This window comes from Rhizobium sp. WYJ-E13, from assembly GCF_018987265.1.
In the GTDB taxonomy this organism is placed as follows: Bacteria; Pseudomonadota; Alphaproteobacteria; order Rhizobiales; family Rhizobiaceae; genus Rhizobium.
The window spans coordinates 634560-651560 of the sequence record NZ_CP076854.1 but is presented as its reverse complement, the minus strand read 5'-3'; the positions used below and the strand labels follow the sequence as shown (position 1 = coordinate 651560).

Below are 17001 nucleotides of genomic sequence, written 5' to 3'. Positions count from 1 at the left end.
TGAGAGCGCCGCGCACCTTCACGCCAATGACGTGAACATGTGCTGATGCCGTGAGGGCTGCGTGATTCGCTGGAGCGAGGATTCCTCGCCGTCCGCATTTGAGATGTGGCTCCAGGAGACCTCAGCGAGAGAAGTAATGCCTGATCGAAAACACGCTGGCGGTTCAACCCATGCGATTGAGGCTTTAGGTCTTTCTCACGTTATTATCTGTGCAGCGACCTGTTCTGCCTGACCCTGATATCGGGAACGGCGGTAATTTCCCAGAATTGACAGGCCGTCAATGCGCCCACTGCATAGAGGTTCGATTGCACCACGCCTTCTGAATTCAGCGCGTGCGTCTCCCGGTGGACCGAAATTCCGAACCCGAGTGGATCCGCAGCGGCAAAACCCTGCCGGCACATTCCATGCCCCTGCAATTGACAATCCAGTCGACCGGGAAAGCGATCGTCTCACGGCTTCCTCTCTTGCGGTATTCGATACCGATCCTGTCGCCGGCATCGCTGAGCGTTGTGAGATAGCCGGCATGAAATTGACGATGCCCTGGTGCCGCAAATGCTCGAACCAGTCATCTCAACTATCCGCCTTCGAAGGGCGGAAAGCGGCCCGCTCGATGCCGTGCCGCTGCAGCTTGTCATAAAAGGTCTTGCGCGGGATCCCGAGTGTCTCGATGGTCCGGCGCACGTTCCCCTCGTTGCGGGTCAGCGTCTCGCGAATGATATCGGCCTCGTAGCGGTCGATCATCGCCGGCAGAGGGAGGGAGGCCTCTTTGTCATCCGTCCTGTTCTGCTTCGATTCCTCCGGCGTGATCTCGAGGCCAAGCACGAAGCGCTCGGCGAAATGCGAGAGCTCGCGCACGTTGCCCGGCCAGTCATGGCTTTTCAAGTCGCAGTAAAGTTCAGGTGAAGCCGAGCGAATGGGGCGCTTAAAGCGGTTGGCAGCGCGTTCCGTGAAATGGGCGAAAAGAAGCGGGATGTCATCTGGTCGGTCGCGGAGCGGCGGGATGCTGATCGTCACCACATTGAGGCGATAGTAAAGATCCTCGCGAAAACCGCCGCGCTCGCGCGGATCGGCAAGATCGATCTTGGCGGCGGCAACGACACGCAGGTCGACGGGCCGCACCTCGTTGGTGCCGAGCGGCATGACTTCACGCATTTCCAGGACGCGCAGCATCTGCACCTGTGCGGAGGCCGGCATGCTTTCGATCTCGTCGAGAAACAGCGTTCCGCCGCTCGAATGCTCGATGCGGCCGACACGCCTCTTCTGGGCGCCGGTAAAGGCGCCGGCCTCATGGCCGAAGAGTTCGCTCTCAATCACCGTTTCCGGCAAGGCGCCGCAGTTCAGGGCGACGAAATTTCCCTTGGCGCGGCGGCTCCAGCGGTGCAGCAGGCTTGCCACAACTTCCTTGCCGCTGCCGGTTTCGCCGGTCACCAGCACATCGACATCGGTATCGGCGATTTGCCGAAGTGTCCGCCGCAGGCGTTCCATGGCCGGCGTCTGGCCGATCAGCGGCAGATCGCCCTGCGCCTGTTCGGCAGCCTCGCGCAGCGATCGGTTGTCCAGCACCAGCCGGCGCTTTTCCGCTGCCCGATGCACGCTCTGCACCAGCCGGTCGGCTGCGAAAGGCTTGGTGATGAAGTCATAGGCTCCGTCCTGGATCGCCTTGACGGCCATCGGAATATCGCCGTGCCCGGTGATCAGGATCACCGGAAGGTCCTCATCCAGCCGGCGGATACGGTCGAAGAGCTGCAGCCCGTCGACATGCGGCATGCGAATATCCGAGACCACGACCCCGGAAAATTCTGACCTGAGTGCCTTCAGCGCTTCTGAGGCGGCAGAAAAGGTCGAGACTTCAAAGCCGGCAAGCTCCAGCGTCTGCTTCGTCGCCTTCAGGAGATCCTTGTCGTCATCGATAAGGAAGACCGGGATCATGTCACTCATGCCTGTGCTTTCTGCAGATAGACGGTAAAGCAGGTGCCGCTCTCGTTGCTCTCGACCTCGATACGACCGCCGTAATCGGCAATAATATCCTTGGAGATGACGAGCCCGAGGCCGAGGCCCTTTTCCTTCGAGGTGTTGAAAGGAGAAAAGAGCGAACCAAGAATGTCTTTCGATATGCCGGGGCCGTTATCGGCGACAGTCACGGCCACCTCGCTGTCAGCCTCGTCGCAGAAGATGTCTACCTTTGCTCCCTCCCTGCCCTCAAGCGCTTCCAGCGCATTCTGGAAGAGATTGATCAGCACCTGCTCCAGGCGAATGCGGTTTCCGCTCACCTTCAGATCGGGAGATGGCAGCCTGATATTCAACGCATCCAGCCGACCGGCAAAGCGGCTTCGCAGCAGCACAACAGCCCCTTCGATCGCGGCACGCAGTTCCACCGGTTCGGCTGCAGTGCGGCCCTTGCGGGCGAAGGCCTTCAGTTCCTCGGTGATCGTGCCGATACGTTCCGTCAGGCTGGCAATGGCATCGAGATTGTCGTCGGCCGATTGCGGCTGCTGGCGCTTGAGGAAGGTGCGGGCATTGTCGGCATAGGCGCGGATGGTCGCCACCGGCTGGTTGATCTCGTGTGCCACACCGGCGGCGACTTGGCCAAGGATCGCCAGTCGGTTTGCCTGCACGAGTTCCTGCTGCACCACCTGCAGCCTTGCCTCAGTCGCGCGGTGATCGGATATCTCCTCCTGCAGCCGGTCGCGAGCACGGCTCAGGTCCTCGGTCCGCTCCAGCACCCGGCGTTCCAACAGCTCACGCGCAGCGCGTTCGGTTGCAATACGCATGACGACGATTTGGCGGCGGCGCAGCAGGAAGGTCATGATTGCCAGCACCGGAAGGAGCCCGGCCAGTGTCAGCAGCCGCCACTCGCGCACCGAAGAGGCAATGGGCACTTCGGTCGGTACGAGATATTCCAGTTGCCAGGACGTCGACGGCACCTCCGTGCGCAATCGCAGGAACTCGCCTTCCCCGCCGCCCCCCGGCAGGATGGCATGCACGATCGCGGCTCCTGGCCGCAGCACCTGCCGTTGATTGATCGGCAGAGGCAACAGCGGCGCCTCGCCGAATTGCAGGCTGTTCCTGATCGCTGCCAGGTTTTCCTGCGGCAAGGGCGTGGCCGTCATGAAACGCCAGGACGGCAGGCTGGTAATCAGCACAACACCATGCTCGTCAGTGACATAGGCCGGCCGGGCTGCATCGCGCCAGTCGGATTCCAGCTGATCGAATTCCATTTTAACGACGACCACGCCGAGCGGAGCCGCATCATCCCCCACTCGCCGGGATATATAAAGGCCAGGCCGGTTGCTGACATTGCCGAGCGCGAAATGCTCAGCCGTACCCGTTTCCATCGCGCGGCGGAAATAGTCACGGAAGGAATAGTCGTTGCCGACAAAGCTCAGAGGCTCCTGCCAATTGCTGGACGCGATCGCGATGCCGTTCTTGCCGGTGACATAGAGAACCGAGGCCCGCGTGCCGGCAACGAGGCTTTGAAGCTTACGGTCAAGCCCCATGACGGCCTCGCCCTGCCCTGAAGCGAGAGCGTCCCGCACCTGTTGATCATCAGCGAGAAGCAGCGGCAGGGCTCGCGGCCCCTCAAGCACGGCGCGCAGCAGCGCCACCTTGAGATTGGCGTCTGTCTGCCCCTGCTCCTCCAACGCCGCGATCGCCTGCAGGCGACCATAGATGCCGGCGCCGTAAAGCGCCGTACCGATCAGGATGGCAGCAAGTACGGCAAATATCAGCCAGACCAACCGGGAGCGCCGGCCGAGCTGTTCGGGCGTCAGGAAACGTTCGCATGCGGTCCGCTGGAGCATGAGAGCATTGTGCATATATTCGCACGGAGCGCAAATCACTTTGTGCGAAAATCCGCACATGCCTGCTGATGATCGCGCGCGACAGCTATAAATATCAATAGGTTAAGTCGCAACGGAAACTGGCATGCGTGTTGCAAACCATACCCTCAACAGTCGGGAGGCTGTTTGACCATCATGACTTGCCCGCCCGCCGCATCGGCGTCCGGCACAGTGGAGGACACTATGGATATTGCTATGAACGCCGCCACACCGCGCGGCAAAACTCCCCTTTACCAGCACCTCTATGTGCAGGTTCTCACGGCTATCGCCGCCGGCATTCTGCTTGGCCACTTCTACCCTTCTCTAGGCGCTTCGCTGCAGCCTCTTGGAGATGCCTTCATCAAGCTCGTGCGCATGGTGATCGCGCCCGTCATCTTCCTGACAGTGACAACCGGCATTGCCGGCATGGCGGACCTCAAGAAGTTCGGCCGCGTGGTTGGCAAGGCGCTCGGCTACTTCCTCGTCTTCTCGACGCTGGCGCTCGTCGTCGGCCTCGTTGTCTCAAACGTGCTGCAGCCCGGTGCCGGCATGCATATCGATCCGGCAACTCTGGATACGAAGGCCGTCAACAATTATGCCGCCCAGGCTCATGACGCGACGATCGTCGGCTTCCTGATGAACATCATCCCGGACACGATCGTCGGCGCCTTCGCCAAGGGCGACATCCTGCAGGTGCTGTTCTTCTCCGTCGTTTTCGGCATTGCGCTCGGCTCCGTCGGCGAACGCGGCAAGCCTGTACTGGATTTCTTCCAGGTCCTGACGGCTCCGGTCTTCCGTCTCGTCGCAATCCTGATGAAGTTCGCGCCGATCGGCGCCTTCGGTGCCATGGCGTTTACCATCGGCAAATACGGCATTGGCGCGATCGCCAACCTCGCCTTCCTGATCGGCACCTTCTACCTGACGTCGCTGCTCTTCGTGTTGGTCGTGCTCGGTGCAGTCGCCCGCTACAACGGCTTCTCCATCCTGGCGCTGCTCCGCTATATCAAGGAAGAGCTACTGCTGGTGCTCGGCACGTCGTCATCCGAAGCCGCCCTGCCCGGCCTGATGAACAAGATGGAACGCGCCGGCTGCAAGCGTTCCGTCGTCGGCCTCGTCATCCCGACCGGCTATTCGTTCAATCTCGACGGCACCAACATCTACATGACGCTGGCGGCGCTCTTCATCGCCCAGGCAACGGATACGCATCTGAGCTTCGGCGACCAGATCCTGCTGCTGCTCGTGGCCATGCTCAGTTCCAAGGGTGCCGCCGGCATCACCGGCGCCGGCTTCATCACGCTTGCCGCAACACTCTCGGTCGTCCCCTCGGTTCCGATCGCCGGGATGGCGCTCATCCTCGGCATCGACCGCTTCATGTCGGAATGCCGTGCGCTCACCAACCTCGTCGGCAATGCGGTTGCCACGATCGTCGTGGCCCGCTGGGAAAACGAACTCGACCAGACCCGCTTCGCCGCCGCAATGAACGGAAATTTGCGCGACGACAGCGATCTCCTGGCACCGGTCGCACAGCCTGCAGAATAAGCGCTGACAGAAATAAATCCGCCGCCAATCATACGACTGGCGGCGGATTTCATTTGATATCGACGGCAAAATCACCCCGGCCGATCAGCACCTTTTCAAAATCAGAGCGCCAGACCAGTATTGCGGTCAAAAATATGGACCTGTTCGCTGGCGATATTGGCCTCGAAGCGGGTGCCGTAGCGGACAGCATAATCCCCATCCACCACGGCCGTGACCGGCTGGCCGGCCAGATCGAAGACGACATGCGTCTGGGCACCGGTCGGCTCGACAAGCAGGGTCTGCCCGGCAAGCGCATTTCCATCCCTGCCGCCCGGCGTCAAATGCTCTGGACGCAGGCCGATCGTCACTGCCTGACCGGGGCGGACCCTGCGGTCGGCAGTGATGCGGATCGCAGTGCCATCCGAAAGACGCGCGGCCGGCTTACCGTCCTCGCCATCCACCGTACCCTCAAGCATATTCATCGCCGGCGATCCGATGAACGCAGCCACGAAGAGATTGGCTGGTTTCCTGTAGAGTTCGAGCGGCGTACCCTGTTGCTCCACCCTGCCGTGATTGAGCACGACGATGCGGTCGGCAAGCGTCATCGCCTCGATCTGATCATGTGTGACATAGATCGAGGTGGTCTTGACCTTCTGGTGCAACGTCTTGATTTCCGAACGCATCTGCACTCGCAGCTTGGCATCGAGGTTGGACAGCGGCTCGTCGAACAGGAAGACGGCGGGATTTCGCACGATAGCGCGGCCCATGGCGACACGCTGGCGCTGGCCGCCCGAAAGCTGGGCCGGCTTGCGCTGGAGAAGCGGCGCGAGATCCAGCATCCGGGCGGCCTCGGCCACGCGCGCCTCGATTTGCGGTTTTGCGACACCGGCGAGCTTCAGGTTGAAGCCCATGTTTTCCGCGACGGTCATATGCGGATAGAGCGCGTAGGACTGGAAGACCATGGCGATGTTGCGCTCGCGCGGCGTCATGCCGTTGACGACGTTGCCGTTGATGGCGATCTCGCCGTCGGTGATCTCTTCGAGGCCGGCGATCATGCGCAGAAGGGTCGATTTTCCACAGCCGGACGGCCCGACGAGGGCGACGAATTCCCCATCTTCGATATTGAGCGAAATGCCGTGAATGACGTCGATGGCACCATAGGCTTTGCGAATATCGTTTAGTGAAACGGATGCCATGATTGCACCTCCAATGGCTCGGGCTCAGGACTTCACGGCGCCGGCGGTCAATCCGGCGATGATGTGCCTCTGGGCGATGAAAAAGACGATGATGGTGGGCAGGATCGTCAGCGTGATGAAGGCCAGCACCAACTGCCATTCCGTCCCGTATTCGCCGCGATAAACCATGATGCCAAGCGGCCAGGGATATTTGGACTCCGAATTCAGCATGATCAGCGGCAGAATATAACTGTTCCAGCTGCCGACGAAGGAGATGATGCTGACGGTGGCGACGATCGGGCGGGAAAGCGGCAGCGATATATGCCAGAAAAAGCGCAGATAACCGCAGCCATCGACGAACGCCGCCTGAAACAATTCTTCGGGAAGATTGCGGAAATAGTTGCGAAACAACAGGATGCTCATGCCGAGACCGAAGGCTACCTGCGGCAGCACCACGCCCCAATAGGTGTTCAGGAGGCCAAGATCGCGAATGCGGATGAAGAGCGGCAGAATCGCAGTCGCCGCCGGAAACATCAGGCCGAGCAGGAAATAATTGAGCAGGAACGACGAGCCGAAGAACCGGACATGGGCAAAGGCAAAAGCCGCCATGGACGAAACGATCAGCGTCAGGAGCACCGTGAGCGCCGCGATGACAAGCGAATTGCCGATCTGCAACCAGTAACGATCGCCGAAGAGAATGTCGGTATAATTCGCCCATTGCCATTCCGTTGGCAGGCCGAAAGGGTTGGTGCGCAGGTCGCCCAGCGTCTTGAAGCCGCCGAGCGCCGTCGTCACCAGCGGCACGAGCACGATCGCGGCAATCAGGCTCAGCGACACGTAAAGATAAATGCGTGTGGACACGCTCGTGCGGATGGAAGAGCTCATATCAGTCATGACGCATAAAGATCCTTTTGTAACCGAAGGCGAGCGTGACGCAGATGATGAAGAGCACCACGCCAACGGCGCTGCCCAAGCCCACCTGCATACGCATGACGCCATAGGTGTAGAGGAAGGTGACCATCGTCTGCGTGGAATTGGACGGCCCGCCGCCGGTCAGCGGCATGATCATGTCGAAGAGCTGCAGCGAGCCGACGACGGCGAAGAAAATCGAAAGGCGCAAGGTTGAGCCGAGCAGCGGCAGCGTGACGTAACGAAATTTCTGCCAGCCGGTGGCGCCATCGATTTCGGCCGCCTCCAATACGTTCTTGTCGACCGATTGCAGGCCGGCGATGAACAGCATCATGTGAAATCCGAAATATTTCCAGACGATGACCCCGAGTATCGCATAGATTGCCACGTCCTTGTCGGCGAGCACATAAGGATTGGCGAAACCGAAGAAATTGGAAACGGCTGCAAACAGGCCGTAATCGCCGTCATAGACGAAGCGCCAGATGAGGCCCGCTGCAACATCCGCCAGCACATAGGGCAGGAAAAAGACCAGACGGAAGCCGACGACGCCGGGAATACGATGTGCAAGCATCGTCGCCAGCCAAATGGCGAGCGGCACTTGGATGCAGATCGAGATGACGATGATCAGGCCGTTATTGACCAGCGCCTGGGTGAAAGCCGCGTTGCGGAACAGGACCTGGAAATTGCGAAGCGCGATGAATTCGGTCGGTGTGCCGTAGCCGTTCCACTTATAGAGGCTGTACCAGGCCGCCTCGCCCATCGGCATGATGACGAAGAGCGTGAACAGGAGTAGCGCCGGTGGCAGGAAGAGCAACAGCACCGTCAGCCGGTCGTGCGCGACCGAACTCCTGCTGTTTGCGGCTCGTCTAGCCGGCCTTGCGGCACTCGGTGTCGATAGGACTGAAATATTCGCCATGGTTCCTGCTTTCGTATCTCGCCGGCAGCAATGCCGGCGCTCCGCTTCTGGCGAGAGCGCCGGGAAGCTCCGCGGGCGCTGACTATTGCTCCAGTTCGAAAGCGTCCTGGATCATCTGGGCGCCGTCCTTGGAAGTCATCTGTCCGGAGACGATTTCCACCGACCCGTCGTTGACGACACGGCCGACGGCCGCACCGAGATCCTGGTCGAAGAAATTCTGATGCCAGCTCGAACCCGCAAGCTGTTTTGCCGATTCGGCGAGCAGCGGGTTGACGACGCCATCATCGGCGCCGGTTGCAACAGGCAGGAGCATACCGGCCTTTGCCATCATGCGCTCGTTGTCCGCATTCGTCAGGAAAGCAAGAAAATCGATTGCTTCCTTGGAGGCCTTCTTGGTGACGGCCCAGCCGTTCAGGCCGCCGAGCGTATCCGTTGGCTTGCCGGCGCCACCTTCGACCGTCGGAAAAACGAAACGGCCGATATTGTCGGGTGCCAGACCCTTGCCGTCGCCGGCGTTCTTGCGCTGGTTGGCCTCCGTATTTTCGAAGCCCAGGATCATCGCGGCCTTGCCGTCACCGAAGACGCCGAGCGTCTGCGGCCAGGTCGCGCCGAGATATCCAGGCTGGAAAGGTTCGAGCTTGCCGAGTTCGGCGAGATCGTCGCCGGCCTTGATGACGGCAGGATCGAGGAAACCTTCGCCCTCGCCGTTCTTGGCGGCTTCGAAGACCTTCTGGCCGCCTTCGCGCATGACGAGATAGCTCCAGTAGAAGTGGATAGGCCATTTGTCGCCGCCACCGCCCGCAATCGGCACGATGCCGGCAGCCTTGATCTTCTTGACCGCCTCAAGGAAATCGGTCCAGGTCCTGATATCCTCGGCTTTGACGCCGGCCTTGGCAAACAGCGCCTTGTTATAGAAGAAACTGACCAGGCCCACCTTGTATGGGATGGCCCAGGTCTTGCCGTCGAAGGTCAGGCCGTCGACTGAGGCCGGCGTATAGGCCTTGCGCAGTTTGCCGCCATCCGCATCGAGGGCTGCCGTCACATCCTGGAGAGCTCCCGTCTCCGACTGCTGCTTCAGGACGCCGCCGCCCCAGCTGTAGAAGAAATCAGGAACGTCGTCCGACTGCAGCAAAGTCGGAAGTTTAGCCTTGAAGGCCTCGTTTTCGAGAAACTGCATCTGGATGTCGACGTCTGGATGTTGGGCCTCATACTTCTTGACGATCTCTTCCCACACCGCGACAAATTTCGGATCGAGCTCGAGATGCAGCCACTTAACCACAGTCGCGGCCGAGGCAGCCCCAGCACCGGCCAGCAACATGCCGGCTGCCGCGGCCATGGATACGATGCGCCTGCCGGCAAAGGCGGCGCTCTTCAGCATGAAATTCATGATTTTCCTCCCAGGGGACCTATCCTCACAATTTTTCCCCTATGCGGATTAATTCAACGAAGCTTTTGCCCAATGTCAAGTCAATCGCCGTATTTTTCACCAAATTCCCTTGACAGCGCCCGGCCTTTGGCTGCTATTTATTTCGTAATCCGTTAAAAATACGAGACGGATCGCACCAACAGACCGATTGCCTGGCTAATTTTCATGAAGACTGCGGATCCCGAATTAATGCGTGCGATCAACCGCTTGAACGTGCTCGACACGATCCGGCGCCATGGTCCGATTTCTCGTATCCAGATCAGTGAGCGTACGGAGCTCTCGACCACGACGGTTTCGGCCATCACCGCTTCGCTGCTCGACGATGGGCTGATCCTGCCGCGCCATGAGGGCGATATCCGCAACGAGGCCGTGCGTGGAAGACCCCGCGTCATGCTGGAGCTCAATCCGGATGCCGCCAGTGTGGTCGGCGCCAAGATTGCCCCCAGCCGCATGATCTTCGTCGTCACCAATTTCCGCGGGGACGTGCTCTCCAGGCTGACATTGCCGATCCGCATCGATCGTCAGCCGATCGCCGTCATTGCCGATCTCGTCGAAGACGGCGTACGACGTTGTGTCGTCGATATCGGCTTGTCGCTCGGTGATATAGACAGCATCTGTCTGGCACTTCCCGGCGTCATTGAGCATCGCACGGGCTACATCCGCTCAAGCCCGATATTCCGCGAAGTCAACGTTGATTTTGCGAAGGAAATGTCGGCCCGCCTATCGACGCCGACGATCATCGAGAGCGATGCTCATGCCATCACCCTTGGCCATCACTGGTTCGGCAAGGCCCGCGACCTCGAAGACATGGTTCTGATCTCGCTGGAGCAGACGCTGGGTCTCGGCGTGCTTCATGACAACCAGCTTTTCCGCGGCGCCGGCGGCCTCAGCCACAATCTCGGCGACCTCGTCCTCGGGATGGGCCAACAGGGCGTGGTCCGTCTTTCGAGCCAGGCCGGCGAAAGCGCCATTCTCGGCGACCAGCAGACCGATGGACGTTTCGCCGAAGCGGTGCGTCTCGGCCGCGGCATGACGCACGTGCAGGCAATGATCCAGGCCGATGACGACCAACTGATCGGTGCAGCGGCACGGGCCGGCGAGGCGGTCGGGCTGACGATCGCCAATATCGTCACGCTGTTTGCACCGCCGCGCGTCATTCTCGTCGGTTCGTCGCTCGCGCTGGGTGAGCCCTTCCTCAACAGTCTGAGGGATGCCTATGCGCTGGCCATCCCGCCATCCCTGCAAGGCGTCAGCGAACTCGTTTTCGATGATTCGACCGACGATTTCTGGGCACGGGGTGCAGCGGCCGTCGCGCTCTACGAACTCTATGAATCGCCCTGGAGTACCACCGGGCCAGCGCTTTGACGCGCAAAAACCTGTATTGTTGGAGGACATGATGGAAAAAGTCGGTATCGGCATCATTGGATGCGGCAATATTTCGGGCGCCTATCTGAAGGCGATGACATCGGCATTTCCGATCCTCGATATCCGCGGACTGGCCGACCTCAATCGCGAACTTGCAGAGGCAAAGGCCTCTGAATTCAACCTTCAAGCACGCACGGTCGACGAGTTTCTCGCCGACCCGAAAGTCGAGATCATCGTCAACCTGACCATTCCGAAGGCCCATGTGGCCGTCGGGCTGCAAGCACTGGAAGCCGGCAAGCATACCTATTCAGAAAAGCCACTCGGGATTAATTTCGCAGAAGGGAAAAAATTGGCGGATGCCGCCAAGGCCAAGGGCCTGCGCATCGGCGCGGCCCCCGATACTTTCCTCGGTGGCGGCCATCAGACTGCCCGCGCCCTGATCGACGAGGGTGTCATCGGCATCCCGGTCGGCGGTACCGCGACCTTCATGTGCCCTGGCCACGAGCGCTGGCATCCCAACCCGGCCTTCTACTATGAAGTCGGCGGCGGACCGATGCTCGACATGGGTCCTTATTACATCACCGATCTCGTCAATCTGCTGGGACCGATCGCCAAGGTTGCCGGCTTTGCGGTGACCCCGCGCAAAGAGCGCATCATCACCAGCGAGCCCCGCAATGGCGAACGCATCCCGGTTCATATCCCGACCCATGTCGCCGGCGTCATGGCTTTCGCCAATGGCGCAGTCGTGCAGATCGGCATGAGCTTCGATGTGGCCGGCCACAAGCATGTTCCGCTCGAAGTCTACGGTACCGAGGGCACGCTGATCGTGCCGGATCCCAACCGCTTCGCCGGCCCGGTCGAATATCTGAAGAAGGGCGGCGAGTTCGAGGACCAGCCGGTGACCCTACCCTATGCCGACGGCAACTATCGCTCTCTCGGCGTCGCCGATCTCGCCCATGCCATCCGGTCGAACCGGCCGCATCGCGCAAACGGCGATCTGGCGCTGCACGTGCTCGAAGTGATGGAAGCCTTTCAGAAGGCGTCCGATACCGGCAGCACGGTGACACTCACCACGACAACGGAGCGTCCCGCTCCGCTTTTTCAATCCCTCGTCGACGGACTGCTCGGCAAGTAATTTTCAGGAGGAATACACGATGCGTGAAGCACTGATCGTCTGGGGCGGCTGGGCCGGCCACGAACCGGAACAATGCGCCGCAATCATCAAGGACATGCTCGAGGAAGACGGTTTCAAGGTCTATGTGGAGCACAGCACGGAAGCGTTCGCCGATCCGTCGATTCACGATCTGAGCCTTATCGTCCCCGTCATCACCATGTCGAAGATCGAGAAGGAAGAGGTGAAGAACCTCGCTGCCGCCATCGAAAGCGGCGTTGGCATTGCCGGCTATCATGGCGGCGCCGGCGACAGCTTCCGCGAATCGACCGACTACCAGTTCATCATCGGAGGCCAGTGGGTTGCCCATCCTGGCAACATCATCAACTACACCGTCAACATCACCCGACCGGATGACCCGCTGATGGAGGGGATTACCGATTTCCCCTACAATTCCGAGCAGTATTACATGCATGTCGACCCCTCGAACGAGGTGCTGGCAACAACCACATTCACCGGCGAACATGCCTACTGGATCGATGGGGTGACCATGCCGGTCGTCTGGAAGCGCAAATACGGCAAGGGTCGCGTCTTCTATTCGTCCCTTGGCCATGTCGCCAAGGAATTCGACGTGCCGCAGATGAAGACGATCTTCCGTCGCGGCGCCAACTGGGCGGCGCGCTGATCCGGCTCGACCTTGAGCTGCCGGTGTCCACCGGCAGCTCTCACATAAAAGCGCATATTTGGACAGGACACGGGTGCCAAAGCCCGTCGATATGCGTTACTGCTGTGAGAAGAACGAACCGAACAGCAAGACAATGAGCGACAACGTTATCAAGTTTCGCAAGCCGAAGCCCCCGCCGAAAGCACCCAATCCCATGCTTCGCAAGCTGATGATCATCGCCGTGGTGGTTCTCGTGTTTGCCGCTGCCTGGGCCTATTTTCAGGTCACGGGCAGGCCGGCGCCGTAACCAGCGAGAGCAAGTCCAATGAGCGTTCGCCCGCCGCAATCCTTCAGGCAGTCCTTTTCGGCCGAAGGCGGGGTGAACGTACTTGAATATGAGCTTATGTCGGAACGAGCGAGTTCGCTCGGGCGCAATGGCCTGAAGGTCGAATCGGCGCTCGCTGCGCTGAAGGCCTGGAATCCCGATCGCCATGGCGCCGAGCAGCGCGAGACCCTGGTCAACAACGCCTCCGATGCAGTCTGGGCGCTCTTCGTCCAGCGCGAGATCTGTGGGCTTCGCAACAACAAGGACGTTATCCAGCGCTACGCCATTCCCGGCGAAGTGCTGGCAAGGGTCGGTGTTATCAGGAAATAGCCTCCGGTCAGGCGGTCGCCTCCGCCTCTCCGCACCAGCCCTCTTCGAAGGGTCGCTCCGCCTGATCGTTGCCCGGCCCTGGCGGTTTTCTTCAGCTGAAGAAGCGGTTTTCCGGCCGTGGCAGGCCAAGATGTTCTCGCAGCGTCGTGCCCTCATAGTCCCTGCGGAACAGGCCCCGGCGCTGCAATTCCGGAACCAGGCGTGTCGTGACGTCGTCGAGACCCTGCGGCAGGTAGGGGAAGACGATGTTGAAGCCATCCGAACCTTCCTCATCCAGCCAGCGTTCCATCTCATCGGCAATGCTCTCAGGCGTGCCGACGAAGGCAAGGCCCGAATAGCCGCCATAACGCTGGGCAAGCTGGCGCACGGTCAGGTTTTCCTCCTGCGCCAGCTTGATGACCTGGGCGCGGCCGGTCTTGCTGGCATTGGTATCGGGAATATCATCGGGCAGTGGCGCATCCGGGTCAAAGCTGGAGGCATCATGGCCAAGCGCGATCGAAAGCGATGCGATGGCGCTATCGTAGTGAACGAGGCTGTCGAGGGCGAGACGCTTGGCGCGCGCCTCCTCGATGCTGTCGCCGATGACGACGAAGGCGGCGGGCAGCATTTTGAGATGGTCGCGATTGCGGCCGATGGCCTGCATCCGGCCCTTGATGTCGGCATAAAGTGCCTTGCCACCGTCAAGATCGCGCGGCGAACAGAAAACCACTTCCGCGGTTTCGGCCGCAAGCTGGCGACCCGGATCCGATTGGCCGGCCTGCACGATGACGGGCCAGCCCTGAACCGGTCGGGCAATGTTCAACGGCCCGCGCACGCTCAACTCCTCGCCCTTGTGGTCGAGCACATGCATTTTGTCGGGATCGAAATAAATGCCGCTGTCGCGATCGCGGATGAAGGCATCGTCGGCGAAGCTGTCCCAGAGGCCGGTGACGACATCGTAGAATTCACGCGCCCGCTTATAGCGCTCACCGTGTTCCACGTGCTCGTCCAGACCGAAATTGAGGGCTGCATCGGGGTTGGAGGTGGTCACGATGTTCCAGGCGGCGCGGCCATTGCTGATGTGATCGAGCGAGGCGAAACGACGGGCGATATGGTAGGGCTCGTCGAAGGTCGTCGACGCCGTCGCAGCGAGACCGATCCTCTCGGTGACGGCGGCGAGCGCCGAAAGCAGCGTGAACGGCTCGAAGGAGGTCACGGTATGGCTGCGCTTCAGCGCCTCGACCGGCATGTTGAGCACAGCCAGGTGATCGGCCATGAAGAAGGCGTCGAACTTCGCGGCCTCGAGCTTCTGCGCGAATGACTTCAGATGGGCGAAGTTGAAATTGGCATCCGGATAGGACCCCGGATAGCGCCATGCGCCGGTATGCAGGCTGACGGGACGCATAAAGGCGCCAAGGCGCAACTGCCGGGAACGGGTCATGTATTTCCTCATGGATCGGGCGAAGCGGTCGCCTGCCCTCTGCAGAATGCGGATACCGGAATGACGTATCGGTCCACGGTTACGTAGGAACTGGAGGCCAGCAATAGAAGATCGACCATGTCGATTTTCGGCGACACGTCCGCCACCAAACCGGTCACTTCCAGGTGAGATCAGCAGAGGTGCACATTAGACGCCGGGCCAGCCAGCCTACCGCAGTCTCGGCGCCGAAGCGCCCCGGCTTGCCGTTGGCAGCCGTTGAAAATAATGGCTGGGTGACAAAAAATATCTCGCCTGGCCATCCTGTTCGAATTTAATTCCTGTCACACTTACGGTTTCAGCTCGAATATAGGCCATTGAATTTTTAAGGATTGGAAGGGGCATGACTATTGCGGATATCTCTCGGCGCAGCCTGCTGCAAGGCACCGCGCTGCTGCTCGGCTCGACCGCACTTTCGCGCATTGCTCTGGCACAGGACGTGCCGGCCGGCGGACGCCTGATCGTCGCAGCCGACTCCGAGCCGAAGAACCTGAATCCCGCCATTGTTGCCTCGAACGGCGTCTTCTTCGTTGCAAGCAAGGTGATCGAACCGCTGGCCGAAGCCTCCTACGAGGGCGCGGATGGTCTCGCACCGCGGCTCGCCACCTCCTGGGAAGGCTCGCCCGACGGACTTTCCGTGACCTTCAAGCTGCGTGAAAACGCCACCTGGCACGACGGCAAGCCGTTCACCTCGGCCGACGTAGCCTTCTCCGCGCTCAACGTCTGGAAGCCGCTTCAGAATCTCGGGCGCCTGGTCTTCGCCAATCTGCAGACGGTCGATACGCCCGATGACCATACGGCGATCTTCCGCTTTTCGAAGCCGACGCCCTTCCAGCTCATCCGCAATGCGCTGCCGGCTGTCACCAGCGTCGTCGCCAAGCATATTTTCGAAGGCACGGACATCGCCAAGAATCCTGCCAACAACACGCTTGTCGGTACCGGCCCGTTCAAGTTCGCCGAACATAAGCCCGGCGAATATTACCGGCTGACGCGCAACGAGAACTACTGGCAGAAGGGCGAACCGAAGCTCAACGAGATCGTCTACCGCGTGCTGCCCGACCGTGAATCGGCCGGCGCGGCACTGGAAGCCCAAGAAATCCATCTTGCTGCCTTCTCGGCCGTGCCGCTCGCCGATCTCGACCGCATCTCCAAGGTCGACGGCATCAAGGTCATCTCCAAGGGCTACGAGGCGCTGACCTATCAGCTCGTCATCGAAATCAACCATCGCCGCAAGGAACTCTCCGATCTCAGAGTCCGCCAGGCGATCGCCCATGCGATCGACAAGGAATTCGTCGTCGACACGATCTTCCTCGGTTATGCGACGGAATCGACCGGCCCCATCCCGAAGAATTCCAAGGAGTTCTACACGGCCGACGTTGCGAACTATAATTTCGACGTGCAGGTGGCAAACGATCTTCTGGACCAGGGCGGCTATACAAGAGGACCTGACGGTAATCGTTTCCAGCTCAAGCTGCGGCCGGCACCCTATTTTAACGAGACGCGCCAGTTCGGCGACTATCTGCGTCAGGCGCTTGCTGCCGTCGGTATCGACGCAGTCATCGTCAATGCCGATGCGGCCGCGCACCAGAAGGCCGTCTATACGGATCATGATTTCGATATTGCTGTCGGTCCGCCGGTCTTCCGTGGCGATCCGGCTATCTCGACCACCATCCTCGTCCAGTCCGGAACGCCTGACGGCGTGCCCTTCTCCAACCAGGGCGGCTATGTCAGCGCCGAGCTCGACAAGATCATCGCACAGGCTGCCGTGACAGTGGATACCGCTGTTCGTACCGATCTCTACTACAAATTCCAGCAACTCGTGGTGGCCGAACTGCCGCTGATCAACGTCGCCGAATGGGGCTTCATCACGGTCGCCCGCGACACGGTGCTGAACGTCTCGGACAATCCACGCTGGGCGGTCTCGAACTGGGGCGATACCGCGCTGCAATCGTGATAGGGTTGAAGGCGCAATTGCTTCAGGGGCCTCG

At 60.4% G+C, this 17001-nt stretch carries 14 protein-coding genes; 7 read left to right on the top strand and 7 right to left on the bottom strand.

Features of this window, described 5'->3' with window-relative positions; translation table 11 throughout:
* Nucleotides 1-570: 570 nt before the first annotated feature.
* Together KQ933_RS24570 and KQ933_RS24565 are read right to left on the bottom strand one after the other, a co-directional pair.
* On the bottom strand, nt 571-1938 hold the full coding sequence (locus KQ933_RS24570; RefSeq protein ID WP_216760430.1) for a sigma-54 dependent transcriptional regulator: 1368 nt from the start codon (nt 1936-1938) through the stop codon (nt 571-573).
* Nucleotides 1935-3815 (bottom strand): sensor histidine kinase, encoded by a 1881-nt coding sequence (locus KQ933_RS24565; RefSeq protein WP_216760429.1) that lies wholly within the window; start codon nt 3813-3815, stop codon nt 1935-1937. Before KQ933_RS24565 ends, KQ933_RS24570 begins: the two co-directional genes overlap by 4 nt.
* 207 nt (nt 3816-4022) lie before the next feature.
* Between KQ933_RS24565 and KQ933_RS24560 the strand changes: the two genes are divergently transcribed.
* Entirely contained in the window at nt 4023-5357 is a 1335-nt protein-coding gene (locus tag KQ933_RS24560) for a dicarboxylate/amino acid:cation symporter (RefSeq protein ID WP_216760428.1), read from the top strand.
* Nucleotides 5358-5458: 101 nt separating this feature from the next.
* Here the strand turns inward: KQ933_RS24560 and KQ933_RS24555 are convergent, their stop codons facing one another.
* From KQ933_RS24555 to KQ933_RS24540, 4 genes are all read right to left on the bottom strand, one after another.
* Nucleotides 5459-6532, bottom strand: a complete 1074-nt coding sequence (locus KQ933_RS24555) for an ABC transporter ATP-binding protein (protein ID WP_216760427.1) — start codon at nt 6530-6532, stop codon at nt 5459-5461.
* 24 nt (nt 6533-6556) lie between these two features.
* Nucleotides 6557-7405: a carbohydrate ABC transporter permease gene (locus KQ933_RS24550; RefSeq protein ID WP_216760426.1), complete on the bottom strand. Its 849-nt coding sequence runs from the start codon at nt 7403-7405 to the stop codon at nt 6557-6559.
* Nucleotides 7398-8336, bottom strand: a complete 939-nt coding sequence (locus KQ933_RS24545; protein ID WP_216760425.1) for a carbohydrate ABC transporter permease — start codon at nt 8334-8336, stop codon at nt 7398-7400. The genes KQ933_RS24550 and KQ933_RS24545 overlap by 8 nt, the downstream gene beginning before the upstream one ends.
* A gap of 82 nt (nt 8337-8418) precedes the next feature.
* The gene (locus tag KQ933_RS24540) at nt 8419-9723 is read right to left on the bottom strand and encodes an extracellular solute-binding protein (protein WP_216760424.1); all 1305 of its coding nucleotides are present in this window, start codon (nt 9721-9723) and stop codon (nt 8419-8421) included.
* Nucleotides 9724-9927: 204 nt separating this feature from the next.
* Here KQ933_RS24540 and KQ933_RS24535 point away from each other — a divergent pair, with 204 nt between their 5' ends.
* From KQ933_RS24535 to KQ933_RS24515, 5 genes are all read left to right on the top strand, one after another.
* A complete protein-coding gene (locus KQ933_RS24535; protein WP_216760423.1) occupies nt 9928-11127 on the top strand; it encodes an ROK family transcriptional regulator in 1200 nt (399 codons plus the stop codon).
* Between the two features lie 31 nt (nt 11128-11158).
* Nucleotides 11159-12262, top strand: a complete 1104-nt coding sequence (locus tag KQ933_RS24530) for a Gfo/Idh/MocA family protein (RefSeq protein ID WP_216760422.1) — start codon at nt 11159-11161, stop codon at nt 12260-12262.
* A 19-nt stretch (nt 12263-12281) separates the two neighbouring features.
* A complete protein-coding gene (locus KQ933_RS24525) occupies nt 12282-12923 on the top strand; it encodes a ThuA domain-containing protein (protein WP_216760421.1) in 642 nt (213 codons plus the stop codon).
* Nucleotides 12924-13056: 133 nt separating this feature from the next.
* Complete coding sequence (locus KQ933_RS24520; RefSeq protein ID WP_216760420.1) at nt 13057-13209, top strand: hypothetical protein; 153 nt, start codon at nt 13057-13059, stop codon at nt 13207-13209.
* A gap of 18 nt (nt 13210-13227) precedes the next feature.
* Nucleotides 13228-13557 (top strand): DUF6665 family protein, encoded by a 330-nt coding sequence (locus tag KQ933_RS24515; protein WP_216760419.1) that lies wholly within the window; start codon nt 13228-13230, stop codon nt 13555-13557.
* A 91-nt stretch (nt 13558-13648) separates the two neighbouring features.
* Here KQ933_RS24515 and KQ933_RS24510 read toward each other — a convergent pair whose 3' ends face one another.
* The gene (locus KQ933_RS24510; protein ID WP_216760418.1) at nt 13649-14977 is read right to left on the bottom strand and encodes an LLM class flavin-dependent oxidoreductase; all 1329 of its coding nucleotides are present in this window, start codon (nt 14975-14977) and stop codon (nt 13649-13651) included.
* Nucleotides 14978-15356: 379 nt separating this feature from the next.
* Between KQ933_RS24510 and KQ933_RS24505 the strand changes: the two genes are divergently transcribed.
* A complete protein-coding gene (locus KQ933_RS24505; RefSeq protein ID WP_216760417.1) occupies nt 15357-16967 on the top strand; it encodes an ABC transporter substrate-binding protein in 1611 nt (536 codons plus the stop codon).
* The last annotated feature ends 34 nt before the right edge of the window (nt 16968-17001 follow it).